Origin of the sequence: Leucobacter exalbidus, from assembly GCF_017834145.1 — a bacterium.
Taxonomy (GTDB): Bacteria; Actinomycetota; Actinomycetes; order Actinomycetales; family Microbacteriaceae; genus Leucobacter; species Leucobacter exalbidus.
Genome location: NZ_JAFIDA010000001.1, coordinates 845,069 through 868,107, shown reverse-complemented (window position 1 = coordinate 868,107; position 23,039 = coordinate 845,069). Strand labels below are relative to the sequence as shown.

Sequence of the window (23,039 nt, the reverse complement as noted above, 5' to 3'; positions counted from 1 at the left end):
TATTGTAATGAGACAACGAGAGGAAACCTCAGCCTGTGCTCTACTGGATTTTCAAGCACCTGATTATCGGGCCGCTCTTGAAGACGATCTATCGCCCCTGGGTAGAAGGAACCGAGAACATTCCGGGCTCAGGTCCCGTGATTCTTGTCGGTAACCACCTCTCGGTGATTGACTCGTTCTTCTTGCCCGTCATGGTCGATCGACCCGTGTATTTCCTTGCCAAAAGTGACTATTTCACCGGCAAGGGAGTGAAGGGCTGGATCGTAAAAAAGTTCATGCTGGGCGTGGGGCAGCTGCCGATTGACCGCTCTGGTGGCAAGGCGTCTGAAGCCTCGCTGACCACGGGCCTGTCGGTGCTCGACCGCGGTGACGTGCTGGGAATTTACCCCGAGGGCACACGCAGCCCCGATGCGCGACTGTATCGCGGTCGCACGGGCGTGGCGCGACTCGTTTTGGAGTCGGGCGCGGTGGTGGTTCCCGTCGTCATGATTGACACCGAGAAGGCGATGCCGATCGGAGTGCGTATTCCCCGCATTCGTCGCATCGGCACCGTGATCGGTAAGCCGCTTGATTTCAGCCGTTTCGCTGGGATGAGCGCAGACCGTTTCGTGCTGCGCAGCGTCACCGATGAGATCACGCTCGAGATTCAAAAACTCAGCGGCCAGCGATACGCCGATGTGTACGCGTCAAGCGTACGCGCGCGTGGCTAATAGAGACATTTGCCGTAGTAGGCTGGATGAGGCACGGCGAGGAATCGCCGGGCCTTTTTCCACAACGTAGAGGATTTATACATGACGAGCCAAGCCGCACAGACTACTGCCGAACAGCTGTTTGCGAAGCTTGACGCGTATCGCACTCTTGAGGCGAAGCAGCAGCCGAATTGGCCCGATCCCGAGGCGACTCGTGCAGCGTCAGCCAAGTTGGCTACGCAGCCCCCGCTCGTGTTCGCGGGCGAAGCTGATCAGCTGCGTGAACGCCTCGGCGCTGCAGCTCGCGGCGAGGCGTTTCTGCTGCAGGGCGGCGACTGCGCCGAGACGTACGCAGCGGCGACCGCCGACAAGATTCGCGACCGCGTAAAGACCATTCTGCAGATGGCAGTCGTACTCACGTACGGCGCATCGATGCCGGTGATCAAGGTGGGGCGCATGGCGGGCCAGTTCGCCAAGCCGCGCTCAAGCGATTCAGAAACGCGCGAGGGCGTCACGCTGCCCGCATACCGCGGCGACATCGTGAACGGCTATGACTTCACGGCCGCGTCACGCACGCCCAACCCCGAGCGCCTGCTCGAGGGCTACCACGTGTCGGCATCAACGCTGAACTTGATTCGTGCGTTCACGCAGGGGGGCTTCGCCGACCTGCGCCAGGTGCACGAGTGGAACAAGGGCTTCATCTCGAACCCCGCGAACCAGCGATACGAGTCGCTCGCGGCCGAGATCGATCGCGCGCTGAAGTTCATGGATGCGTGCGGCGTTGACCACACCGCCCTCACGCAGACCGAGTTCTACGTCAGCCACGAGGCGCTGCTGCTCGATTACGAGCGCCCCATGGCCCGCATCGATTCGCGCACCGGTGACCTGTACGACACGTCGGGCCACATGCTGTGGATCGGCGAGCGTACGCGTGACATCAACGGTGCACACGTCGAGTTCTTGTCGCACGTCAAGAACCCGATCGGTGTGAAGCTCGGCCCCACCACGCAGGTGGATGACGCGCTGCGCCTCATCGACAAGCTCGATCCCGAGCGCACCCCGGGTCGTCTGACCTTCATCACGCGCATGGGCGCGGGCAAGATTCGCGACGTACTGCCGGGTCTGCTCGAGGGCGTGCGCGATGCGGGGGCAACGCCGCTGTGGGTCACCGACCCCATGCACGGTAACGGCATCACCACCGCAAACGGCTACAAGTCGCGTCGCTTCGACGACGTGATGAACGAGCTGCGTGGCTTCTTTGAGGCGCACCGCGAGGTGGGCACGTTCCCCGGCGGCATTCACGTTGAGCTCACCGGTGACGACGTCACCGAGTGCCTCGGCGGTTCGGAGAACATCGACGAGCTCGCTCTCGAGAGCCGCTACGAGTCGCTGTGCGACCCGCGTCTGAACCACATGCAGTCGCTCGAACTCGCGTTCCAGGTCGCTGAGGAACTGCGCCAGGCGTAACCCCAGCACCCCACATAAAAGCGTCCCACCTTCGAGTCAGGAGGTGGGGCGCTTTTCTGCTCCCGGGCGGTGCGTTGCCCGGGCGATGCGTGGCTCAGGCAGCGCGATCCCCGGGGCGCGAAGCCGATGCCGCCGGGGGTGGCGCGCTCAGCTAGAGCGAGATGGTGCTTTTGACCCGGATCTCGGTGCCTGCGGGGAGCTCGGAGGCTGCAGCAGGATCAGTGCCGGTCGCCTTCGCGAGGCTGCGCAGCGCGTCGGGTACGAGCGTGGTCGGCACGAAGCCGGCGGCCTCAACCGCGTTCATCGCGTCTTGCAGGGGCATGCCCGAGATATCGGGCACCGGGAACAGCTCGGGGCCGAGCGACACCGACAGGCCGACGGGGTCGCCCGGGCGCACCGGGGCCTCTTGGAACGTCATATCGATCACGTCGCCGACGGGCACATCTGCGTTCCAGGTCTCTGTCACCTGGCTCTCATCGAGGGTGAGGCCCGCCTTCTTGATGGCCGAGATGGCCTTCTTCTTGCTTTCGCCCGCGACAGCGGGAATCTTGCCCGCTGACACCGTGAGCGACACCAGGTCACCCGGGCGCAGCGGGTCTGCCGAAAGGGCAACCGAGATGACGTCACCCTTGGCGACGTCGGCGTCATACAGCTCAGCCCGAGACTCCTCATCGATGACGAGGTCCACCTTGGTGAGGGCAGCGATGGCCGCCTTCTCGGCGCTGCCAGCGACACTGGGAACCGGGCCGGCCGAGACCACCAGATTCACCTCGCCCTGTTCGGGGTAGGTGCCCTCGAGCGGCTCCTTATCGGCGTCGAGGGCGGCGAGCACCGTGCCCTTCGGGCTGTCAAAGAAACGCTCGTCAGATGCCGACCCAAACGAGAACTTCGCATCGTCGATTGCTGTCTTCGCCTCATCGAGGGTGAGACCGACGAGGGTGGGCACCGTGAGAATGCGCGGCCCGGTTGACTGGCACAGGCGAATGGTGGCGCCGCGGTCAACCTTTGATCCGGCCTCGGGTTCAGTGCCAACCGCGTCACCCGCGGGTACCTCGACGCTCGGGCAGCCCACCACATCGGCGCTCAGCCCCACATTCGAGATCGTCGCGAGCGCGTCGTCGACGCTGAGGGCGGTGACCTCGGGTACGGTCGCGGCAGAGCCTGGGCCCTGGCCAAACCACCAGCCGGTGCCGCCCGCGGCGAGAATCGCCACGATCGCTACCGCAGCGACGATGCGCCCGCGGCGACCACGGCGGTGCGCCACGAACGCCGCACGGTCGATGGGCGTCTCGGGGACGGGCGGTTCGTCAGTATCAGCGTCGTCATCGGCGCCGCCCAGCTCGTCGAGTTGGGCATCGCTGAGCACCGTGGTGGAGGGGGTGAACGCGGTGGTGGGGGCGAGCCCCGGCATCACCGTGGTCGCGGCGGGCTGCGGTACCGGGTCAGCGGTGCCGCTAATGATGCCGCGCAGGTGATCGAGGGCGGCCCCGGCATCGCGCGGGCGATACTCGGGGTCGCGCTGTGTGAGCCAGCGCACCAAAGCATCAAGCTCGGGAGTCGACTCCTCGCTTGCGAGCGAGGGCGCCGGCACATCGGAGTGGGCGTGCTGGTACGCGATTTGCATCGGCTGCTCGCCAACAAAGGGCTGCGCGCCGGTGAGCATCTCGTACAGCATGATGCCAAAGGCATACAGGTCGCTGCGTTCATCGGCGATGCCACGCGTGACGAGCTCGGGGGAGAGGTACGCGATCGTACCCAGCAGCGCCTGCCCCGTGGTGGTGTTTGCGCTGACGGCGCGGGCGAGACCGAAGTCACCGAGCTTGATGCGGCCGTCATCGGCGAGCATCACGTTCTCGGGTTTCAGATCGCGGTGCACGATGCCGGCGTGGTGCGCAGCCGACAGACCGGCCAGAATCGCTTCGCCGATTTCGAGCGTCTGCTCGATCGTGAGGGTGCGCTGGCGCTTGAGCAGATCGCGCAGGGTGATGCTCGGCAGGTACTCCATGACGAGATAGTTGCGGCCGGCATCGAAGCCCTGATCAAACACGTTGACGAGGTTGGGGTGTGACAATCCTGCCGCGCTGCGGGCTTCTTGGTCGAAGCGGCGGCGAAAGTTTTCGTCTTCGGCGAGGTGCTCATGCATCACCTTGACGGCGACGCGGCGCTCGAGCCGCACATCGTTCGCGAGGTACACCATCGCCATGCCGCCGCGGGCGATACGCGATCGAATCGCGTAACGTCCGTCGAACGTGTGCCCGATCATCGGGTCGGTAGGCGCTTGGGTCACCTTAAGAGTCTATGGCAGGGAAACCTGGAATGAGCGGGGGGCGGCGGGCGTTGCACCGTGAGTGGAGAGCGAACAGCAGGCAACCGTCGTCATTATTGGGGCTGGACAGGCGGGACTCTCGGCGGGGTACCACCTGCAGCGGCGCGGATTCACGAGCGCGTTGCACGACCCCGAGGGGGAGCGCACGTTTGTGATGTTCGACGCGAACTCGGCGCCAGGCGGTGCCTGGCAGCACCGCTGGGATTCGCTGCTGGTGGCTAACCTGAACAGTATTTTTGATCTTCCTGACCTGCCACAGCCCCCGATGACGGGGCAGGAGCGCAGCCGAGACGCGATTCCTCAGTACTTCGCGCAGTTTGAAGCGCTGCACCGGTTGCCGATTGTGCGCCCCGTGCAGGTGCAGCAGGTGCGCGAAAGCGATGAGGCGGGAAGCCGATCGCTCACCGTCACGACATCGCAGGGGCAGTGGCGGGCCCGCGCGATCATCAACGCCACTGGCACATGGAACAACCCGGTGCTACTGGTAATCGAAGGTGTTGAGACCTTCGCGGGGGAGCAGCTGCACACGCGCGATTACGGGCAGCTGCCCGATCTAGCGGGCAAGCGGGTGGCGATCGTGGGCGGCGGCATCTCGGCGCTGCAGCACCTCGAGGAAATCTCGCGCACCGCCACCACCGCCTGGTACACGCGCACGCCGCCGAAATGGCGGGAGTCGGCGTTCAACGATGAAGCCGGCCGCGACACCATCGCGCGGGTCACCGCTGACGTTGAAGCGGGGCGGCCGACGGGCAGCGTGGTGTCGTACACCGGGCTGCCCCGCACCAACTATGCCAAGGCAGCCGAGGCGCGCGGTGCGCTGCAGCGGCGACCCATGTTTACCCGCATTGAACCGTGGGGCGTGCGTGAAGCAGACGGGTCATTCACCTCGATCGATGTGATCGTGTGGGCCACCGGGTTTAAAGCCGACCTCGCTCACCTCGCACCGCTGCAGTTGCGAAACGCTGCTGGCGGGATCGCGGTCAAAGGCACGCAGGTGGTGGGCGACGACCGGCTGCACCTCATCGGCTTCGGGCCCTCGCAGTCAACGGTGGGCGCCAACCGTGCCGGCAAAGCGGCCGCCGCGAGTATCGTGCGCTACCTGCGCTAGGCGCGTGGCCAGGAGCGCCCCGACCGGGCCTCGATGGCGCGGTTGAACTGCGAGAGCAGTTCGGCGAAAGACTCGCGGTTGGGGGCGCTCCAATCGCCGATGATGCTTGCGAGCACTGCGCGGCTTGCATCGCGCTCCTCGGTGACGGCGACGCGGCCCTGCTCGGTGATTTCAAATTTGCGGGCGACGCCGCCCTCGGGGTTCGCCACACGGCTAGCGAGGCCATCGCGCAGCAGCGCCGCCGTTTGCCGGCTGAGGGTAGATGCGTCGAGATCGGTGATGCCCGCCAACTCGCTAATGGTGGCGGGGCCGCCCACCTCGAGCAGATTCAGCAGCGTATAGGCGCTGTGGTCGAGGGTGCCGCGCGATCTGCGGGCATGCCCGGGAAGGCCCGAGAGGTGCCGCGAAAATACGAGTGCTTCGTACTCGATTGAGGCAATGGTCTCGTCAGTCATGGCCTCAGTCTACCGTTGGTGTGCTGCGTGCTTCCGGACACCCAAGACACATCAGATGTAGGTAAGGCTTGCCTTGGTCAGATGAATACAATACAGTGATCAAGGTTGCCCAAGATGCCGGGCAAAACAACTGCTGATCACGTCTTCCTGTCGTGATGTGACGCCCCAAGGTGGGGCCGAAGGGACTATTTGTGATGCCCATTTTGAGAACGACGCCCATGAGGCGCGTTACCCGCAACACCGCGGGAGTGCTCGTACTCGGGCTTGCCGCCGCCGCACTGCTGGGCGGCTGCAGCGCTCGCGAAGCCGTCGCCACCGCTGAGCCCAGCGCCGAGGCTGGCGGCGCGAAGACGCTCGACGAGCCGATCGTGGTCACCGACCAGCGCGGCGTCACGCACACCTTCACCGAGCCGATCGAGAAGATCGCGACCACCGTGATTCCGGCCCCGTCGATGCTGACCGCGATCGATCAAAGCTACGACCGCATTGTGGGGATCAACGAATCGACCATCAAACGCGATGACGGAAGCGTGTTCGCCACGATGTTCCCCGGTGCCCTCACCAACACCGTGATCTCGGGCTCAGACTTTGTGCCCAATGTCGAAACCATCGCCGAGATCGACCCCGACGTAGTGATTCAGTGGGCCGACCAGGGCGACAGCGACGTGTACGTCTCACCCATTGAAGACGCGGGGTACCCCGTGATCGGCCTCGAGTACGGCACACAAAAAGACCTCGAGGCGTGGATCGAAATGTTCTCGACGCTGCTGGGCCAAGAAGCGCGCGGCGAAGAACTGCTGGAGCGCATGCACGGTACCATCGCCGACATCGAAGCGTTCGCCGCCAAGCAGACCCACAGCCCCACCACGATCTTCCTGCGTTCCGCGGGTGATGGCGGCTACAACGCGGGCATGAGCTCGACCGACGCCTACATGAACACCTGGATGACCATGTCGGGTGCCACGAACGTGGCCGCAGGCGTCGAATACCAGACCGCGAGCGCCACCAGCATCGAGCAGATTCTCGAGTGGGATCCAGAGGTGATCTTCACCTCGGCGATGTCACCGCTCGTGCCGGCCGATATCTACGCAGATCCGGCCCTCGCTGGTCTGCAGGCCGTGCAGAACAAGCGCATCTATGCAATGCCCTCGGGCGGCTTCTGGTGGGATCCGCCCAGCGCCGAATCGACGCTGAGCTTTATCTGGGCCACCCAGGTGCTGTACCCCGAGACGGCGAGCTACGATCTGCGCGCCGAAATGGTTGAGCTGTACGAGTTCCTCTACGGGTACACCCTCACCGACGACGAGATCGACGATGTGTTGCGGTTCGACATCAACGGTCAGGCCGCGAACTATGACCAGTTCGAACGCTAGACCCATGCGGCTTACATCACACCCGAGGCCGCGCATCGAGCCTGAGCCCGCGACCACCCCGGTGGACACGAGCGCGGCAGCCGCAGCGCAGCATGACCTCGACCCCACGCGCCGCACGCGGCTCGTCACCCTGCCGCTCATTGCCGTGGGCGTCATCGTGATCGCGATCATTGCGCTCGCCGTCGGCCGGTATGTGGTGCCGCCCGTGGAAGTGGCGCGCATGCTCGCCGGGCAGCTGCTGCCGATCGAGCAGACCTGGTTCGCGAAGGAAGCGACGATCGTGTTCGATGTGCGCATGCCGCGCGTGCTGCTCTCGCTCATCGTTGGTTCGGCGCTTGCGCTGGCGGGCGCGGTGCTGCAGGGCGTCTTCCGCAACCCCCTCGTCAGCCCCGAGGTGCTTGGGGTATCTGCCGGGGCCTCATTTGGCGGGGTGCTGATTATGGTGCTCGGCCTGGGAACCGGCTGGCTGATCGGCGGCGCCTTCGCCTTCGGCATCGTCGCCCTCTTACTCGTGATGTTTATTGGCCGCATCGGGTCATCCTCCCCGCTGCTGATGATCGTGCTCGGCGGAGTGGTGGTGAGCGCGTTCTTCGGCGCGCTGGTCTCACTGCAGACCTACCTCGCCGACCCCTACACCGAGCTGCCCTCGATCACCTTCTGGCTGCTGGGGTCGCTCGCGAGCGCCAGCTACGCCAAAGTGCTCACGGCGCTGATTCCGCTGCTGATTGGCGGGATTGTGATCTTCGCGCTGCGCTGGCGCCTCAACGTGCTCACCCTCGGCGACGAAGACGCACAGGCGCTGGGCCTGAAACCGAAGGCGATCCGGAGCATTTTGCTCATCGCCGTAGCGCTGCTCACCGCCGGGGCCGTCGCGGTCTCGGGCGCGATCGGCTGGGTCGGGCTGCTCGTGCCCCACATTGCGCGGCTGATCGTGGGCAGCGATAACCGAGTGCTGCTGCCCGCATCGCTCATGATCGGCGGCGGGTATCTGACGCTCGTCGACACACTCTCGCGATCGCTCGTGTCAACCGAGGTGCCGCTGGGCATTCTCACCGCGGTCATTGGGGCGCCGGTGTTTATCGTGCTGCTCGCACGCATGGGAAAGAAAGCGTGGATCAATGATTAAGGCCGACCAGATATCGCACAGCTACGACGGCGATCGCTGGATCTTTCGCGACGTCAGCGTCGAGCTCGCCCCCGGGCACGTGATGGCGGTACTCGGGCCCAACGCGCGCGGCAAAACCACGATGATTAAGTGCCTGGCGGGCGTACAACAGGCCAGCTCCGGATCAGTGGCGCACAGCGTGCACGTCGGCTATGTGCCGCAGTCACACTCGACCGCCACCTCGTTCGCGGTGATCGAGATGGTGTTGATGGGCCGGGCCCGGTTCATTCGGGCGTACGGCACCCCGCAAGCGGCCGATCGCGCGGCCGCGATGGCCGCCATTGAGCGCGTCGGCATCGGGCACCTGGCGCACCGCGACTTTCGCGGCCTGTCAGGGGGCGAACGCCAGATGGTGCTCATCGCCCGGGCCCTCGCGACCGAGTGCGGCGCGATGGTGCTCGATGAGCCGGCCTCGGCGCTCGACCTTAAAAATCAGGCCCGTGTGCTGCAGGTGCTGCACCGGCTCGCCGACGAGGGGATGGCCATCATCATGACTACCCACCACCTCGACCACGCCCTGCGCATCGCCGACACCACCATGCTCATCGTCGACAGCGACGACATTCGCGTCGGGCCCACCACCGAGCTGCTCACCAGCGACACCCTCAGCGCGCTGTACGGGCTTCCCATCGCCACCGGGTACGTCTCGGTGCGTGACACCGACCAACACATCACCGTTCCAGACTTCGGGGTGCCGGGCACCGGGTGCGCCCGGCAATGCCTCCTTCCCGTCCCACAGAAAGCAGTCGCATGACCACCCACGATCCTGAGTCGACGGGCGTGCGCATCATCGCGCTCGTGTCGTCGCCGAACCGGCCCGCGCAAATGGGGGCCACCCCCGTGGTCGCCCACGACCCCATCGAACGCGTCGACATCTACGACTTTGCGCACCTGAACCTCGACGGGGTAACGGGCATCCTCATCACCGGCATGTGCGACCAAGAGTTTCTGTCACGGCAGCAACCCAAGCTCGAAGCGTTCGTGCGGGCCGGTGGCCGCGTGCTCATCAACGGCCACGTCACCAAACCATTTCTGCCCGGCCTCCCCAAATGGCGCAAGCTCATGTTCTCGCGCCCCGAAGACCTCGTCATCGAACCCGCCAACCCCCACCCGATCTGGCAGGGCATCGACCTCGCCGATGTGCTCTACCGCACCGGGGTACCGGGAGCCCACACCCGCGCAGAGCTCGAACAGATTGGAGTCGCCGGGTTCTACGGCCGCGGCTACGCCGTACGCCTGCCCGCAGACGCCACCGTCATCAACACGATCGGGCCGCTGCGCGCCCCCATCGACTACGCCTTCCCCCTGGGCGACGGCGAGGTCGCCGTGCACCAGGGCCTCGACCTCGAAGCATTTCCCGATGCGCCGGGCACCACTCTCGGTAGCTTCGCCCCCAACGTTCGCGCCTGGCTAGGAAGCACCCGATGACCCACACACATCCCCAGACCCAAAGCGCGGTTTCGTCTACGTCTGCGCCTGCGCCGCGGCTGCCGCGCACCGCCCTGCTGCACACCGCAAGCGGCTACCAGCTCTCGGCCCTCGCAGACCCGGCCCTCACCCCACACCAGATCGAAACGGTGTACCTGCCCGACCTCGAACCCGGGGGACTTGACGCCTTCGATATCGTGATCGTCGCCGACCGTGAACACCCGGGCCTGCTCGCGCGCCGCGCCGCAGACATTTGGGCGGTCGCCGAACGCGGGGGAGTGCTCGTCATCTTCGGCGAGAACGCCGCCCACGAATGGGTGCCCGGCATCACCTGGGAAGCCCGCCCCACCAACTTCTGGTGGTGGCGCACCGGCGAAGACCACGGCATGCGCATTCGCAACCTCGACGACCAGGTCTGGCCCTACTTTACAAAGCGCGCCATGATCTGGCACCACCACGGCATCTTCCAGCCACCCGTGGGCGCGATCCCACTCGTCACCGTCGAAGAAAACGGTGTGGAGGTGGGGGCCACCACCTATATCGACCGCGTCTCCACGCCAGGTGAAATCTTCATGACCACTATGGATCCGGTGTTTCATCACGGCGCAGGGTTCATGCCGGGCGCCACCCAGCTGCTCTGCCAAACCCTGCGGTGGGCCGAAGACCGGGCCATCGCGCGGATCGCATCGGGGCAGCTCGCGCCGTAACGGGCGCATCGCATCGGGTAGCGTGGGCAGCGGGCGAGCGCCTGCCCAGCCACCGATCGAGGGAACCCACATGAACGGCAGCGAACTTCAGCAACACGCGTTTCAGCGCGCCGAGCAACTGCCAGGCGCGACCCTCGAACACCCCTTCGGGCCCGACCACGACGTCTACAAAATCGTCGGCAAAGTATTTCTGCTCGCCAGCACCGTGCGCGACGAACCGGTCGTAACCCTCAAAGCCCGCCCCGCAGACTCCCAGGTGCTGCAGCAAGCCTTCCCCCAGATCACCCCGGGCTACCACATGAACAAACGACACTGGATCACCGTGCGGGCAGGCACCACACTCGACCTCGAACTGTTTCTCGACCTCGTCACCGAATCATATTTACTCGTGCTCGAAACTCTGCCGCGCGCAGTTCGGCCAGTGAACCCCGAAACATTCGGGCGCAGCACACGGCCATAGCGCTTGCCGCAGGGGGTAAATGCCCGATTCTCAGCATGGATTGCGGCATGGCGATTGCGCAGGGCACTCACCAGTGGCAGAGTGGTGGCGTGTCACACAGCAACGCTTCAGAGCCCGAAATGTTTACTATCGCCGACCTGGTGGAGCGCTTTAGCGCAACCCCCGGCCGCATTCACCGCCTGATCGAGGATCACTACCTCGCCACGGTGCGCGTCAATGGCAGCCTGCGCGTGCCCGCAGAGTTCGTCGAAGGCACTGAACCGCTGCCCGCACTGCGCGGCACGCTGCTCGCCTTGCTCGACGCCGGATTCTCTGACGACGAAGCCGTTGAGTGGTTGATGTCGGTCAACGATGAACTGGGCGCACGCCCCATCGACACCCTGCTTTCGGGCAACAAGAGCGCGGTGCGCCGTGCAACTCAGGGCCTCGCCTTCTAACGCTTTACGGCCCACCTGCAAGCGCAGATGACAAACGGGTGCCCGGCAGCTCAGCTGCCGGGCACCCGTTTGCATTGAGGGCTACGTCGAGGGCTACGCCGTGCGCTGCGCGGCCCTCTCGGCGAGCTGGGCGAGCAGGTGCGCGGCGTCGGGGCGCACGGGGGAGCCCTGGAGTGCCCCCACCGCGCGGTCGACGTTGCGCGTAATCATGCCTTCAACTTCTTCGACCGCACCGCTTTCGCGAATCGTGCGCTGCAGCATGCGCACGTCTTCAACGTCGAGGTCGGTGCCAAGCAGTTCATCAAAGATGTTCTGCTGCGTGTGCGGCAGCGTTTCGCGCGTGAGGGTGACCAGTACGGTGCGCTTGCCCTCGATGAGGTCGTCACCCGCGGGCTTGCCGGTGACCTGTTCGTCACCGAATACGCCCAGTAGGTCATCGCGCAGCTGAAACGCTACTCCGACGGGAAGGCCGAATGCCGCCAAGGGCGCTTCCTGCTCGAGGGTGGCGCCGGCGAGGGCCGCGCCCACGAGCAGCGGTGCTTCAACGCTGTACTTGGCTGACTTGTAGACGAGCACCCGCGTGGAGCGCTCAAGCTGCTCGTTGTGCGGGGCAAAGCGGGGCTGCTGCTCCTCGAGCACGTCGAGGTACTGGCCGACGGCCACCTCGCTGCGCATGCGGTTGAAGTGCACGCGTGCGCGGTCACCGCGCTCGCGATCTACCGCCGCGCAAGCCGCCTGCATGAGCTCATCGGCCCATGACTGCAGCAAATCACCAACGAGCAGCGCCGAGGCGGTGCCGAAGTGATCTGCATCGCCGCGGAGCCCGCTGTCGCGGTGCATCGCAGCAAAACTGCGGTGCGTGGCCGGGCGACCACGCCGCGTGTCAGAGCGGTCGATGATGTCGTCGTGGATGAGGGCGGCGGCGTGGAACAGCTCGAGTGAGCACGCGGCATCAAGCACCGCCCCAAACTCGGCGTCGACATCACCCGAGACATCGAGCTGCCGTATCGCTCGGTATCCCAGCACCGCAAACTGGGCGCGGAATCGTTTGCCGCCCTGCAGAAATTGGGTCGCCTCATCGAGGACAGCACCCGCGTCGGGGCCGAGTGGCGCGAGGGCCTCGCGATGCCGGCCCAGCGTGTCGTTGATTCGCTCCTGAAGAAGCCCTGCGAGTCGTGTCGTTTCGTGCACGTAACTAGCCTACTTCGGTGTGGGCAACGTAGACTGAGCGTAGGAAAGTATTAGAACGGTCGGGAGGGTCGTCATGGCGCTGTCAGAACACGAACAGCGACTGCTTGACGAGATGGAGCGCGGGCTCTATCAAAGCGAGGCCGACGTAATGCAAACGGTCTCGGGCAGTCGTCGCCGAGTGAACTATCGTTCACTGGTACTGGGTATTGTCTTGGCGCTGGTTGGTATTGGTGTGCTCGTGGGTGGAGTGGCAGCGCAGCAGCTGTGGCTCGGCCTGATCGGGTTCGCCGCCATGCTGGGGGGAGTGCTGTTGATGTTTACCCCGGGCAAGGCAGACGCATTTGAGTCTGACGCCAGTCCAGTGAATCAGTCAGGGGCGGGCCGCAAGGAGCGCACCCCGCGCGAGTCGTTCAGCGATCGCATGGAGCGTCGCTGGGACGAACGCATGGATGGCGACCGCTAGGACGCTGGGTGGCTCACCCGCCGAATGCAGTAAGTAATTAGTAAGTAAGGGACCGTGGCGCATGCGCGCCACGGTCCCTTTGCTATTTCCCGGCTGTTTCTGGGTTTGGCGGTGCCAAACCGCAGCCCGCTGCCACTTTGGCTCCACTTTGGCTCCACTTCGCTCCACCTCGCGGCTTCGGCGACGGAAAAACGGCCATTTCTTGATGATTTTGGCCGCGTGCGGGCGATTGCGCGACCGCTGACTACGGCGGTGTCTCAGGCACCTGTCGACTAAAAGCGCCGAATTCGCGGGCCTCGATGCCATGATGTGTGCGTGTTGGGTAAAAATGGGGCGGAGTGGATGAAAGTGGAGTAATGTGTGAAACCAAGTCGAGTCGATGGGAGGGTCCGTTGTTATTAGGAACCTTCACGCCCCGGCTTGATGAGAAAGGCCGGCTGATCCTGCCGTCTAAGTTTCGCGGCGAGTTTGCCGAAGGCCTCGTGATTACCCGAGGCCAGGAACGATGCCTATACGTATTCAGCGAAAGCGACTTCACCGAAATGCACGAGCGCGTACGTGCCGCACCTGTTTCCTCGAAACAGGTGCGCGACTACATGCGCGTGTTTCTCTCGGGGGCTCACGCTGAAACCCCAGATAAGCAGAACCGCGTCACCATTCCGCAGGGACTGCGCGAATACGCGGGACTCGATCGCGAACTAGCCGTTATCGGCGCAGGGTCGCGAGCTGAGATCTGGGATGCCGAGGCATGGCAGCGGTACTTGAATGAGCAGGAAGCGGCGTTCGCAGCAATCGAGGAGGAGGTGATTCCGGGACTTTTCTAGCCCGGAAACACATGATCACACACGAATCTAGAGACCCGAGTGCGCTCCACACCCCCGTGCTACTTGAGCGTTGCCTTGAACTTCTCGCCCCCGCCGCCTCGCGCGACGGTGCGGTGGTCGTTGACGCAACCCTGGGCATGGGCGGGCACAGCGAGGCGTTGCTCGAGGCTCACCCGGGGCTGACTCTCATCGGGCTTGACCGCGACACTGAAGCCCTCGGCCTTGCCGGGGAGCGCTTGAAGCGGTTTGGCGACCGCGCCATCAGGGTGCACGCCGTGTACGACGAGATCGCCGAGGCGATCGCCGGCGCTGGGTTCCCCGGCGTTGACGGCGTCTTGTTCGACCTCGGTGTTTCCTCACTGCAGCTTGACGACGCCGACCGCGGCTTTGCCTACGCAAAAGACGCCCCGCTCGATATGCGCATGGACCAAACCCGCGGGGAGACCGCCGCCGATGTCATCGCGGCCGCCCCCGAGGGGCGCCTGCGCGCCATCTTCGAGCGCTACGGCGAAGAGCCGCTGGCCGGCCGATACGCGCGCGCCATCATTGCCGCCCGTAACGTCGAACCCATTCTGCGCAGCGGCCAGCTCGTTGACGTGCTGCAGCAGGCCACGCCCGCGGCCGTACGTGACCAGCGTCACCCGGCCAAGCGCGTATTCCAGGCGCTGCGCATCGAGGTGAACGGTGAACTCACCGTGCTCGAGCGCGCGATTCCGGCCGCGCTTGATTCACTGAACGTGGGCGGGCGCGCGGTCATCATGTCGTACCAATCGCTCGAGGATCGCGCCATCAAGCGTGAGCTCACCAAGCGCAGCCGCTCGACGACCCCGCCCGGTTTGCCGGTCGAACTACCCGAGCACAGCCCCGAGTTCAAACTCCTCACGCGCGGAGCCGAACTTGCCGGCGAAGAGGAAAGCGCGCGGAACCCGCGCGCCATCCCTGTTCGCCTGCGCGCAGCGGAACGACTCAGGGCCAGCCGATGAGTGCCACCGCTCGCGACACCGAAGCCCTCTTTGCGCACCGCGCCTCGATCGGGCATGCCCCGGGTGCGCCCGACGAGCAGCGTCGCAGCCACCTCAGGCTGGCGCCACTGGCGCGTCGCAAGCTCGGCCGCAGCCCCGTGGTGGCCTCGCTCGTGGGCGTGGGCATCGTGCTCGCCATTTTTGCGACGCAGCTGGGTCTCAGTATCGCTATCTCGCAGGGGGCGTACGAAGCCCGTGCGCTCGAGGTTGAACAGCGTGACCTGAGCCGGGTCGAACGTGTGCTGTCTCAAAATGTCGGCAAAATGTCTTCACCGCAGAACCTCGCAGAGAACGCTGCGGCGCTCGGCATGGTGCAAAACGTGCGCCCCGCGACGCTCAGGCTGAGCGACGGCGCCGTACTCGGCTCACTCGAGTCGATCACGAGTGATCCCCGGGGCAACATTGTGCCGAACTCCACTCTTGAATCGATGCCCGTGGTCGATGCTGAGGGACTCCTCGTTCCTCGCAGTGCGGGCGTCCAGGCAGTAGCAAGTGACCCGCCAGTACGGTGGAAGGGGACATTGCCTGCCCCCGACACGCACTAGGAGAATACGCATGGGAGCCACGGGATGCTGAGCGCACGCAGCGGCAGACTGCGCCGCACCATCGCGCTCGCCATCATCGTCGTGATGGGCCTGGTGTTTTTGGTGCGCTTGGCTGACGTGCAGGTGATGAGCGCCGCCGCGCTCAACGCCGATGCCTTCGAGAAGCGGGCCGTGCCGGTGACGGTGCCGAGCCTGCGCGGTGACGTAGTGGATCGCAACGGGGTCGTGCTCGCCACCACCGACGAACGCTACGACGTCAACGTGTCGCCCAAAAACACGAAGCTAAACGGCGGCAAGTTTTGGGGCCCCGATATTGAACGCGGGGCAGGCACCATCGAGGTCACCTCGAAGGAAGCCTTCCAACAGATCGGTGAGGTCACCGGTCAAACGGCCGACGAGATTCAGAAGATTATCGATGACGCCCTCGCGATCGATAAGAAATCAGACTTTGCGTACATCAAGCGCTCAATCGATCTATCGACGTTGAACAAGCTCAAAGAGCTCAAGATTCCGTGGCTGACCTTCGACTACCACCACAAGCGCAGCTACCCCAACGGGGCCGTGGCGGGCAACCTGATCGGCTTCTCGGGTCTCGATGAGGTGCCGCAGGCTGGCGTTGAGATATCGCAGGAGGAGTGCCTCACCGGGGTTAACGGCCTCGAAACCTACGAGCGCAGCGCTGACGGTGTCGCACTGCCCGGCAGTGTCGTAGTCACCCGAAAAGCGGTGAACGGCGGCACCGTTGAACTGACGATTGATCGCGATCTGCAGTGGGAAGCGCAGCAATCGATTAACGCGCAGGTGCAGAAGGTCGCCGCCGAATGGGGCTTCCTCGTCGTGATGGACGTGAAGACGGGCGAACTCGTTGCGGTCGCCGAAGACGGCTCGGTCGATCCCAACGACGTTGACGCGTCTGATGCGTCTAAGCGTGAGGCACGCTCGTTTGTGTACCCCTACGAGCCTGGCTCGACGTTCAAGACGATCACGGCGGCCGCGCTGATCGAAGAGGGGCTTGCAGCGCCCGAGACCCACAACCTCACCCCCGACTACCTTGAGCCCGAACCCGGGGTGCGCTTCGGCGACTCGTTCTCGCACGAGCCGATGCCGTGGACTCTCACCGGCATCCTGACGCAGTCTTCAAACGTGGGCACGGCGATGCTGGGCAGCGCGCTCAGCGCCGACGCCCGCTACGACTACCTCCACAAATTTGGAATCGGTGTGTCGACCCAGGCCGGGCTCCTCGTGGAAGACTCGGGTCTGCTGTACAACAGCGCCGATTGGGATCGACAGACCTCTTACAACACCATGTTTGGCCAGGGCCTATCCTCCACCATCGTGCAGACCGCCGGGGTCTACCAAGCGATTGCTAACGGCGGCGTGCGCGTGCCGCCGAGCATCGTGAAAAGCTGCACCGGCGCCAACGGTAAAACCACCACGCCCGACCACGGCGACGAAGTTACGGTCGTGAGCCCAGACACGGCGGGCCAGGTGCTCTCGATGCTTGAAACCGTGGTGGATCAGTCGTGGATCACCGACCTCGTGGCGATTCCCGGTTACCGGGTCGCCGGTAAAACGGGTACCGCAGAGCAGTCTGACGGCCAGGGAAGCTACCGCGGAGACTACGTGCACAGCTTCGCGGGCATCTTCCCTGCCGACGATCCCCAGTACGTCGCGGTAGCATCGATTGCATACCCCGCGGCTGGCGACGGTAGCACCGCGGCACTGACCGCGTTCCGAGAAGCGGCAGAAGCCACGATTCGTACGTTCCAAATCCCGCCGTCCACGGGGGAGTTCACACCACTCCCTACGGAGTATTGATTTAGCCTGCAGGAGGCACCACCCCGTGAGTAATGCGCTCAGTATTCGCCCGCATGATCCGTCGCCCTTTCCTCTCGAAGAACTCGCGCGCCGGTTCGAGCTGCGCAGCACGGCGGCGCCCGGCGCCGCAGCGACGGGCGTATCGCTCAACTCGCGCGACGTACGCGAGGGCGACCTCTACATCGGCATGCCCGGCGCACACCGACACGGCGCCGAGTTTGCTGCCGCAGCCGCTGCGGCTGGCGCGACCGCCATGCTGACCGACGCGGCAGGCGCCGAGCTCGCCGCCGCGGTTGATTTGCCGGTGCTGGTCACCGACGCACACCCGCGCGCCATCATGGGCGAGGTTGCGGCCGCGGTGTATGGCACCGAACACTTTCCAGGCAAACTGTTTGGCATCACCGGCACGAACGGTAAAACGAGCGTCGTGTATGTGCTCGCCGAGCTGATGCGGGCCGCGGGCCTCGTGCCCGGGCTGAGCTCGACCGCCGAGCGCCGCGTTGGCGACGAAGTGGTGCCCGCCGACCTCACCAGCCCCGAAGCGAGTGAGCTGCACGGGCTCCTCGCCCGCATGGCCGAGCGCGACGTTGAAGCCGTTGCGATCGAGGTGTCGGCGCAGGCTGTGGTGCGCCACCGTCTTGACGGCGTGAACTTTGACGTCGTGGCCTTCAACAACTTCTCACAGGATCACCTCGATGAATTCGGTGACCTCGAGACCTACTTCGCGGCCAAGCTGGCACTGTTCACCCCCGAGCACGCCAAGCGCGGCGTGGTGGTGGTCGACACTGCCTACGGCAAGCGTCTTGCACACGAGTCGAAGATTCCCGTCACCCGCCTCGCGACCGAGTTTGGGCAGTCGGCTGATTGGCACCTCGCCGTCACCCGCCAAACCCTCGACGCGGTGTCGTTTGTGCTGCAGGGCCCTGACGGCGCCCACTTCCGCGGCAGCGTGCCGCTGTTTGGCCGCTTCATGGCCGAGAACGCGGCGCTTGCGCTGATTATGCTGCACGACGCGGGCATTCCCCTCGCGCAGATCGAAGCGGGCCTGACCAAGGGCCGCATCCCGGTGTTTATCCCCGGCCGGCTCGAGGAAATGACCGAGCCCGATACCGAGGGCCCCCGTTTCTTCGTGGACTACGGGCACACCCCCGGTGCGTTCGAAGCGATGCTTGAAGCGCTGGGCGAGGTCGCACCCGGCAAGGTTATTTTCATGTTCGGCGCTGATGGCGACCGCGACACGACCAAGCGTGAAGACATGGGGCGCATCGCCGCTGCCGGTTCAGACACGTTGATTGTGTGTGACTACCACCCGCGCTCAGAACCGCCCGAGGCGATTCGCGCGCAGCTGCTGGCTGGCGCTCACTCAGCGAACCACGCCACCGTGATCGAAGAGGGCGACCCGCGCAAGGCCGTGCGGCTCGCCATTTCGCTTGCGGGCCCGGGCGACGTTATCCTATATGCCGGTCCCGGACATGAGGACTATCAAGAAGTCGCTGGCCAGAAACTACCGTATTCAGCCCGCGACGAGGTACGCGCGGCACTCCGCGAGGCAGGACTGCTTAAGTGATTCAACTCACCCTCCAGGAGGTCGCTGAGGCGACCTCTGGGCGACTCGTCTTGGGCGACAACGGGGCTTCAGCGAGCACCGTTGTGCGCGGCGAGTCGCAGACCGATTCACGCGAAGTGACGGCGGGAAACATCTTTTTCGCACGCCACGGTGAAGAAACCGATGGCCACCTGTTCGCCGGTAAAGCGGTTGACCTCGGCGCTGCGCTGCTCGTGGTCGAACGCGAGGTCGATGACCGCGTACCCCAGATCGTGGTGGCAGACGCCACCATCGCGCTGGGTGCGCTCGCAACCGAGGTCGTACGCCGTGTACGCGAGGCCGGCGATCTCACGATCGTGGGCATCACGGGCTCAAACGGCAAGACGACCACCAAGAACCTCGTCGCCGCCATGGCCGAGCGCGTGGGCACGACGGTCGCGTCGGCGAAATCGTTTAACAACGAGGTCGGCGGCCCGCTCACGATGTTGCGCCTCGAAGAGAACACGCGCACCCTCGTCGCCGAGATGGGGGCGAGCGCCGCCGGCGAAATCCAGCGGCTCACCAGCATGGCTCCGCCCCAGATCGGCGTCGTGCTGACCGTCGGGCTGGCACACGCCGGCGGCTTTGGTGGCATCAACTCAACCTTCGAAGCGAAGAGCGAGATGGTGCAGGATCTGCCTGAGACCGCCGTCGCCGTGCTGAACCGCGACGATGGCTACGTTGGCCGCATGGCCGAGCTCACCCGCGCCCGCGTGCGCTGGTTTGGGCTGCACCCCGAAGCCGATGTGCGCGCCACCGACATCGACGCTGACGCCAACGGAACTCGCTTTACCCTGCACGCTGACGGCGCAAGCTTGCCCGTCTCGTTCAAGGTGCTCGGCGAGCACCACGTCACCAACGCACTTGCCTCGGCAACCGTGGGCCTCGAACTCGGCCTCACCCTGTCACAGGTGGTGGAGGTGCTCGAGGGCGCCACCCGCGCCGCACGCTGGCGCATGGAGGTCATGGGTGGTCGCGACGGCATCACCATCATCAACGATGCGTACAACGCCAGCCCCGATTCGATGAGCGCGGGGCTCAAAACCCTCGCGCAGATCAAGAAGCCCACCGGCCGCACGGTCGCCGTGCTGGGCGCGATGAGCGAACTCGGCGAGTACACGATCGAAGAGCACCTGCGCATTGCACTGCTCGCGGTGCGCCTGCGCATCTCAGAACTCGTGGTGGTCGGCGCCGAAGCCCGCCACCTGCACATCAGCGCCATCAACGAGGGCTCATGGGACGGCGAATGCGTGTTCTTTGAGAGCCGCGACGACGCCTTCGACTACCTCGAAAGCTCGCTGCGCCCCGACGACACGGTGCTCGTGAAATCATCAAACGCCGCAGGGCTCAACCTGCTGGGCGACCGACTCGGAGAGGCCTTCGCATGATCGCACTGCTGATCGCTGGCGGCTTCTCGCTGCTGTATTCATTACTTTTGACCCCGCTGTTTGTGCGCGGCTTCAACAAGCTGCGTTGGGGCCAGCCCATTCGCGTGGATGGCCCGAAAGAGCACGAGGTTAAGCGCGGCACCCCCACCATGGGTGGGCTGATCTTCCTCTCGGGTTCGGTGATCGCCTACTTCCTGGGCAAGCTGGTGATGGGGGAGACCCCCACGCCCTCGGCACTGCTCGTACTGTTCTTGGCCGTCGGCGCGGGGCTTGTCGGCTTCATCGACGACTTCATGAAGACGCGCATGCAGCAGTCGGCTGGGCTCAGCGGTTGGGCCAAGATCGCGGGCCAGGTCATCATCGCGGTGGTCTTCGCCATGCTCGGTCTGAAGTTCGCCAATGACGCAGGCCTGACCCCCATGTCGACCCACATCTCGGCCTTCCGCGATATGTCGTTTGACTTCATGATCCTCGGCCCGATCGCCGGCATCATCTTGTTCATCATCTGGGTGATGGTGATCGTCACGGCCACCACGAACGCGGTGAATGTCACCGACGGGCTTGACGGCCTCGCCGCCGGTGCCGCCATCTTCGCCTTTGGCGCCTACCTCGTCATCGGGTTCTGGCAGTCGGCGCAGTCGTGCGTCGCCACGGCGAGCGAGCCCGGCTGCTACGACGTGCGCGATCCCATGGATCTCGCGGTCGTAGCCGCGGCCTTCCTGGGCGGCATCGCCGGATTCCTGTGGTGGAACACCAACCCCGCCCAGGTGTTCATGGGAGACACCGGATCGATGGCCATCGGCGGCGCGATTGCCGCGCTCGCGATGCTCACCCACACCGAACTGTTGCTGCTGCTCATCGGCGGTCTTTTCATCATCGAGACCGGTTCAGTGATTGTGCAGCGCATCTACTTCAAGGTCACCAAGGGCAAACGCATCTTCTTGATGAGCCCCATCCACCACCACTTCGAACTCAAAGGCTGGGCCGAGGTGACGGTGGTCGTGCGGTTCTGGATGATTGCGGGCCTGTTCGTCGTCGCCGGCGTCGGCGGGTTCTACGCTGAGTGGCTGCTGCAGCAGCCGTAATGGAGCACGACATGACTGAACAGCATTCCCCGATTGCGGCCGTGACCGCGCGCGTCAGCGCGCTGAGCAGCTGGCACGATGACTGGACCGGGCTGCGGGTGGCCGTACTCGGCCTCGGCGTCACCGGCTTCTCGGTGGCCGACACCCTCGTTGAGCTGGGCGCACGGGTGCGTGTGATCTATGGCACCCCTGATCCGGATCGCGAAAAGCTTCTCGACGTCATCGGTGCTGAGCGCGCCTGCATCGCGGGCAACGACGAACAGCTCGCTGATTTGCGGGCGTTTGATGCCGAGCTGATCGTGGTGTCGCCGGGGTACCGCCCCGATCACCCGCTTACGGTGTGGGCCGCCGAGCACGGCGTGACCGTGTGGGGCGATATTGAGCTGGGTTGGCGCCTGCGCGACAAGACGACGCGCATTGCCGACTGGATCTGCATCACCGGCACCAACGGCAAGACCACCACCACGCAGCTCACCGCGCATATGCTGCAGGCCGCCGGCCTGCGGGTGACGCCCGCGGGCAACATCGGCACCCCGATTCTCGACGCGCTGCGCGACCCGCAGGGGTATGACGCGCTCGTGGTCGAGCTGTCGAGTTTTCAGCTCGAGCGGCTCGGCGAGATCTCGCCGTTCGCGAGCGCCTGCCTGAACTTTGCCGATGACCACCTCGACTGGCACGGCAGCGTCGAAGCCTACTGGGCCGCAAAAGCGCGCGTGTTCGAGCACACCCAGGTGGCGTGCGTGTACAACCGCGCCGACCTCCAAACCGAACGCATGGTGGAGGGCGCCGATGTGGTTGAGGGCGCCCGCGCCATCAGCTTCGGCCTCGATGCGCCGCCCCCCAGCGGCTTTGGCATGGTTGACGGCATTCTCGTCGACCGCGGGTTCCACACCGATCGCCGCAACGAAGCTTTTGAACTCGTCACACTTGAAGAGCTTGAGGGCCGTGGCATCGCGCAGCCGCACATGGTGCAGAACGTGCTCGCCGCGAGCGCCCTCGCCCGTGCCCGCGGGGCCGAACCCGCCGAGATCGCCCGCGCCGTGCTGAGCTTCACCCCCGATGCGCACCGTGCCGAGCAGCTCGGCGAGGTCGCAGGCGTCGCCTACATCGACGATTCGAAGGCCACGAACGCGCACGCCGCCGAGGCATCCCTGAACGCACTCGACCGGGTCATCTGGATCGTGGGCGGCCTGCTGAAGGGCGTCGACATCGATGCCCTCGTGGCGCGCCACGCACACCGCGTGCGCGGCGCCGTCGTGATTGGCGCAGAGCGCGGCGAGGTGCTCGCAGCACTCGCGCGGCACCTGGGCGACAAGCCCGTCGTCGAGATCACCGAAGCTGACAATGACGCCGTGATGGCCGCCGCGGTGACCGCCGCCGCGGGCATCGCTGAGCCCGGCGACACCGTGTTGTTGTCGCCAGCGGCTGCCTCCATGGATCAGTTCTCCGACTATGCCGATCGCGGCCGCCAGTTTCAGGCGGCGGTGCGCAGCCTCGGGTAGC

General features: G+C 65.1%; 22 protein-coding genes. 19 read left to right on the top strand and 3 right to left on the bottom strand.

Annotation, left to right across the window (positions count from 1 at the left end; translation table 11 throughout):
- Positions 1–35: 35 nt before the first annotated feature.
- Both JOF28_RS03995 and JOF28_RS03990 read left to right on the top strand, forming a co-directional pair.
- Positions 36–710 (top strand): lysophospholipid acyltransferase family protein, encoded by a 675-nt coding sequence (locus tag JOF28_RS03995; protein WP_209704582.1) that lies wholly within the window; start codon positions 36–38, stop codon positions 708–710.
- Between the two features lie 81 nt (positions 711–791).
- The gene (locus JOF28_RS03990; protein WP_209704581.1) at positions 792–2,156 is read left to right on the top strand and encodes a class II 3-deoxy-7-phosphoheptulonate synthase; all 1,365 of its coding nucleotides are present in this window, start codon (positions 792–794) and stop codon (positions 2,154–2,156) included.
- A 151-nt stretch (positions 2,157–2,307) separates the two neighbouring features.
- On the opposite strand, the gene pknB is transcribed toward JOF28_RS03990, so the two are convergent.
- Positions 2,308–4,419 carry a Stk1 family PASTA domain-containing Ser/Thr kinase gene (gene pknB, locus JOF28_RS03985; RefSeq protein ID WP_280909598.1) on the bottom strand — a complete coding sequence of 704 codons (2,112 nt, stop codon included), beginning with the start codon at positions 4,417–4,419 and terminating at the stop codon, positions 2,308–2,310.
- Positions 4,420–4,504: 85 nt separating this feature from the next.
- Between pknB and JOF28_RS03980 the strand changes: the two genes are divergently transcribed.
- Positions 4,505–5,590 carry an NAD(P)-binding domain-containing protein gene (locus JOF28_RS03980; RefSeq protein WP_209704579.1) on the top strand — a complete coding sequence of 362 codons (1,086 nt, stop codon included), beginning with the start codon at positions 4,505–4,507 and terminating at the stop codon, positions 5,588–5,590.
- Here JOF28_RS03980 and JOF28_RS03975 read toward each other — a convergent pair.
- The gene (locus tag JOF28_RS03975) at positions 5,587–6,045 is read right to left on the bottom strand and encodes a MarR family winged helix-turn-helix transcriptional regulator (protein ID WP_209704578.1); all 459 of its coding nucleotides are present in this window, start codon (positions 6,043–6,045) and stop codon (positions 5,587–5,589) included. The genes JOF28_RS03980 and JOF28_RS03975 overlap by 4 nt on opposite strands.
- A gap of 218 nt (positions 6,046–6,263) precedes the next feature.
- Here JOF28_RS03975 and JOF28_RS03970 point away from each other — a divergent pair, with 218 nt between their 5' ends.
- The 7 genes from JOF28_RS03970 to JOF28_RS03940 all read left to right on the top strand — a co-directional run bounded on the left by JOF28_RS03970 (position 6,264) and on the right by JOF28_RS03940 (position 11,615).
- The gene (locus JOF28_RS03970) at positions 6,264–7,418 is read left to right on the top strand and encodes an ABC transporter substrate-binding protein (protein ID WP_209704577.1); all 1,155 of its coding nucleotides are present in this window, start codon (positions 6,264–6,266) and stop codon (positions 7,416–7,418) included.
- A gap of 4 nt (positions 7,419–7,422) precedes the next feature.
- The gene (locus JOF28_RS03965) at positions 7,423–8,544 is read left to right on the top strand and encodes a FecCD family ABC transporter permease (RefSeq protein ID WP_245189860.1); all 1,122 of its coding nucleotides are present in this window, start codon (positions 7,423–7,425) and stop codon (positions 8,542–8,544) included.
- Complete coding sequence (locus JOF28_RS03960) at positions 8,537–9,337, top strand: ABC transporter ATP-binding protein (RefSeq protein WP_209704576.1); 801 nt, start codon at positions 8,537–8,539, stop codon at positions 9,335–9,337. Before JOF28_RS03965 ends, JOF28_RS03960 begins: the two co-directional genes overlap by 8 nt.
- Positions 9,334–10,011 carry a hypothetical protein gene (locus JOF28_RS03955; RefSeq protein WP_209704575.1) on the top strand — a complete coding sequence of 226 codons (678 nt, stop codon included), beginning with the start codon at positions 9,334–9,336 and terminating at the stop codon, positions 10,009–10,011. Before JOF28_RS03960 ends, JOF28_RS03955 begins: the two co-directional genes overlap by 4 nt.
- Positions 10,008–10,718 carry a hypothetical protein gene (locus tag JOF28_RS03950; RefSeq protein ID WP_209704574.1) on the top strand — a complete coding sequence of 237 codons (711 nt, stop codon included), beginning with the start codon at positions 10,008–10,010 and terminating at the stop codon, positions 10,716–10,718. Before JOF28_RS03955 ends, JOF28_RS03950 begins: the two co-directional genes overlap by 4 nt.
- 70 nt (positions 10,719–10,788) lie before the next feature.
- Positions 10,789–11,178, top strand: coding sequence for an MmcQ/YjbR family DNA-binding protein (locus JOF28_RS03945; RefSeq protein ID WP_209704573.1), 390 nt, complete (start codon positions 10,789–10,791; stop codon positions 11,176–11,178).
- Positions 11,179–11,225: 47 nt separating this feature from the next.
- Entirely contained in the window at positions 11,226–11,615 is a 390-nt protein-coding gene (locus JOF28_RS03940; protein WP_209704572.1) for an Rv2175c family DNA-binding protein, read from the top strand.
- A 93-nt stretch (positions 11,616–11,708) separates the two neighbouring features.
- On the opposite strand, the gene JOF28_RS03935 is transcribed toward JOF28_RS03940, so the two are convergent.
- Positions 11,709–12,806 carry a polyprenyl synthetase family protein gene (locus JOF28_RS03935; protein ID WP_209704571.1) on the bottom strand — a complete coding sequence of 366 codons (1,098 nt, stop codon included), beginning with the start codon at positions 12,804–12,806 and terminating at the stop codon, positions 11,709–11,711.
- A 73-nt stretch (positions 12,807–12,879) separates the two neighbouring features.
- Between JOF28_RS03935 and JOF28_RS03930 the strand changes: the two genes are divergently transcribed.
- From JOF28_RS03930 to murD, 9 genes are all read left to right on the top strand, one after another.
- Complete coding sequence (locus JOF28_RS03930) at positions 12,880–13,269, top strand: DUF3040 domain-containing protein (RefSeq protein ID WP_209704570.1); 390 nt, start codon at positions 12,880–12,882, stop codon at positions 13,267–13,269.
- A gap of 392 nt (positions 13,270–13,661) precedes the next feature.
- Complete coding sequence (gene mraZ, locus JOF28_RS03925; RefSeq protein WP_209706750.1) at positions 13,662–14,093, top strand: division/cell wall cluster transcriptional repressor MraZ; 432 nt, start codon at positions 13,662–13,664, stop codon at positions 14,091–14,093.
- Between the two features lie 11 nt (positions 14,094–14,104).
- Positions 14,105–15,076 (top strand): 16S rRNA (cytosine(1402)-N(4))-methyltransferase RsmH, encoded by a 972-nt coding sequence (gene rsmH, locus JOF28_RS03920; RefSeq protein WP_209704569.1) that lies wholly within the window; start codon positions 14,105–14,107, stop codon positions 15,074–15,076.
- Positions 15,073–15,660 carry a cell division protein FtsL gene (gene ftsL / locus JOF28_RS03915; RefSeq protein WP_245189859.1) on the top strand — a complete coding sequence of 196 codons (588 nt, stop codon included), beginning with the start codon at positions 15,073–15,075 and terminating at the stop codon, positions 15,658–15,660. Before rsmH ends, ftsL begins: the two co-directional genes overlap by 4 nt.
- Before the next feature lie 24 nt (positions 15,661–15,684).
- On the top strand, positions 15,685–17,478 hold the full coding sequence (locus tag JOF28_RS03910; protein WP_209704568.1) for a peptidoglycan D,D-transpeptidase FtsI family protein: 1,794 nt from the start codon (positions 15,685–15,687) through the stop codon (positions 17,476–17,478).
- Positions 17,479–17,503: 25 nt separating this feature from the next.
- Positions 17,504–19,045: a Mur ligase family protein gene (locus tag JOF28_RS03905; protein WP_209704567.1), complete on the top strand. Its 1,542-nt coding sequence runs from the start codon at positions 17,504–17,506 to the stop codon at positions 19,043–19,045.
- Positions 19,042–20,451: a UDP-N-acetylmuramoyl-tripeptide--D-alanyl-D-alanine ligase gene (locus JOF28_RS03900; protein ID WP_209704566.1), complete on the top strand. Its 1,410-nt coding sequence runs from the start codon at positions 19,042–19,044 to the stop codon at positions 20,449–20,451. The genes JOF28_RS03905 and JOF28_RS03900 overlap by 4 nt, the downstream gene beginning before the upstream one ends.
- Positions 20,448–21,536, top strand: coding sequence for a phospho-N-acetylmuramoyl-pentapeptide-transferase (gene mraY, locus JOF28_RS03895; protein ID WP_209704565.1), 1,089 nt, complete (start codon positions 20,448–20,450; stop codon positions 21,534–21,536). The genes JOF28_RS03900 and mraY overlap by 4 nt, the downstream gene beginning before the upstream one ends.
- Before the next feature lie 11 nt (positions 21,537–21,547).
- Positions 21,548–23,038 carry a UDP-N-acetylmuramoyl-L-alanine--D-glutamate ligase gene (gene murD / locus JOF28_RS03890; RefSeq protein WP_209704564.1) on the top strand — a complete coding sequence of 497 codons (1,491 nt, stop codon included), beginning with the start codon at positions 21,548–21,550 and terminating at the stop codon, positions 23,036–23,038.
- Position 23,039: the final 1 nt, after the last annotated feature.

Coding starts and splice junctions, on each gene's coding strand:
- JOF28_RS03990 (WP_209704581.1), top strand. CDS start 792: ATGACGAGCCAAGCCGCACAGACTACTGCCGAACAGCTGTTTGCGAAG.
- pknB (WP_280909598.1), bottom strand. CDS start 4,419: ATGATCGGGCACACGTTCGACGGACGTTACGCGATTCGATCGCGTATC.
- JOF28_RS03975 (WP_209704578.1), bottom strand. CDS start 6,045: ATGACTGACGAGACCATTGCCTCAATCGAGTACGAAGCACTCGTATTT.
- JOF28_RS03970 (WP_209704577.1), top strand. CDS start 6,264: ATGAGGCGCGTTACCCGCAACACCGCGGGAGTGCTCGTACTCGGGCTT.
- JOF28_RS03965 (WP_245189860.1), top strand. CDS start 7,423: ATGCGGCTTACATCACACCCGAGGCCGCGCATCGAGCCTGAGCCCGCG.
- JOF28_RS03960 (WP_209704576.1), top strand. CDS start 8,537: ATGATTAAGGCCGACCAGATATCGCACAGCTACGACGGCGATCGCTGG.
- JOF28_RS03955 (WP_209704575.1), top strand. CDS start 9,334: ATGACCACCCACGATCCTGAGTCGACGGGCGTGCGCATCATCGCGCTC.
- JOF28_RS03950 (WP_209704574.1), top strand. CDS start 10,008: ATGACCCACACACATCCCCAGACCCAAAGCGCGGTTTCGTCTACGTCT.
- JOF28_RS03945 (WP_209704573.1), top strand. CDS start 10,789: ATGAACGGCAGCGAACTTCAGCAACACGCGTTTCAGCGCGCCGAGCAA.
- JOF28_RS03940 (WP_209704572.1), top strand. CDS start 11,226: ATGGCGATTGCGCAGGGCACTCACCAGTGGCAGAGTGGTGGCGTGTCA.
- JOF28_RS03930 (WP_209704570.1), top strand. CDS start 12,880: ATGGCGCTGTCAGAACACGAACAGCGACTGCTTGACGAGATGGAGCGC.
- rsmH (WP_209704569.1), top strand. CDS start 14,105: ATGATCACACACGAATCTAGAGACCCGAGTGCGCTCCACACCCCCGTG.
- ftsL (WP_245189859.1), top strand. CDS start 15,073: ATGAGTGCCACCGCTCGCGACACCGAAGCCCTCTTTGCGCACCGCGCC.
- JOF28_RS03910 (WP_209704568.1), top strand. CDS start 15,685: ATGCTGAGCGCACGCAGCGGCAGACTGCGCCGCACCATCGCGCTCGCC.
- mraY (WP_209704565.1), top strand. CDS start 20,448: ATGATCGCACTGCTGATCGCTGGCGGCTTCTCGCTGCTGTATTCATTA.
- murD (WP_209704564.1), top strand. CDS start 21,548: ATGACTGAACAGCATTCCCCGATTGCGGCCGTGACCGCGCGCGTCAGC.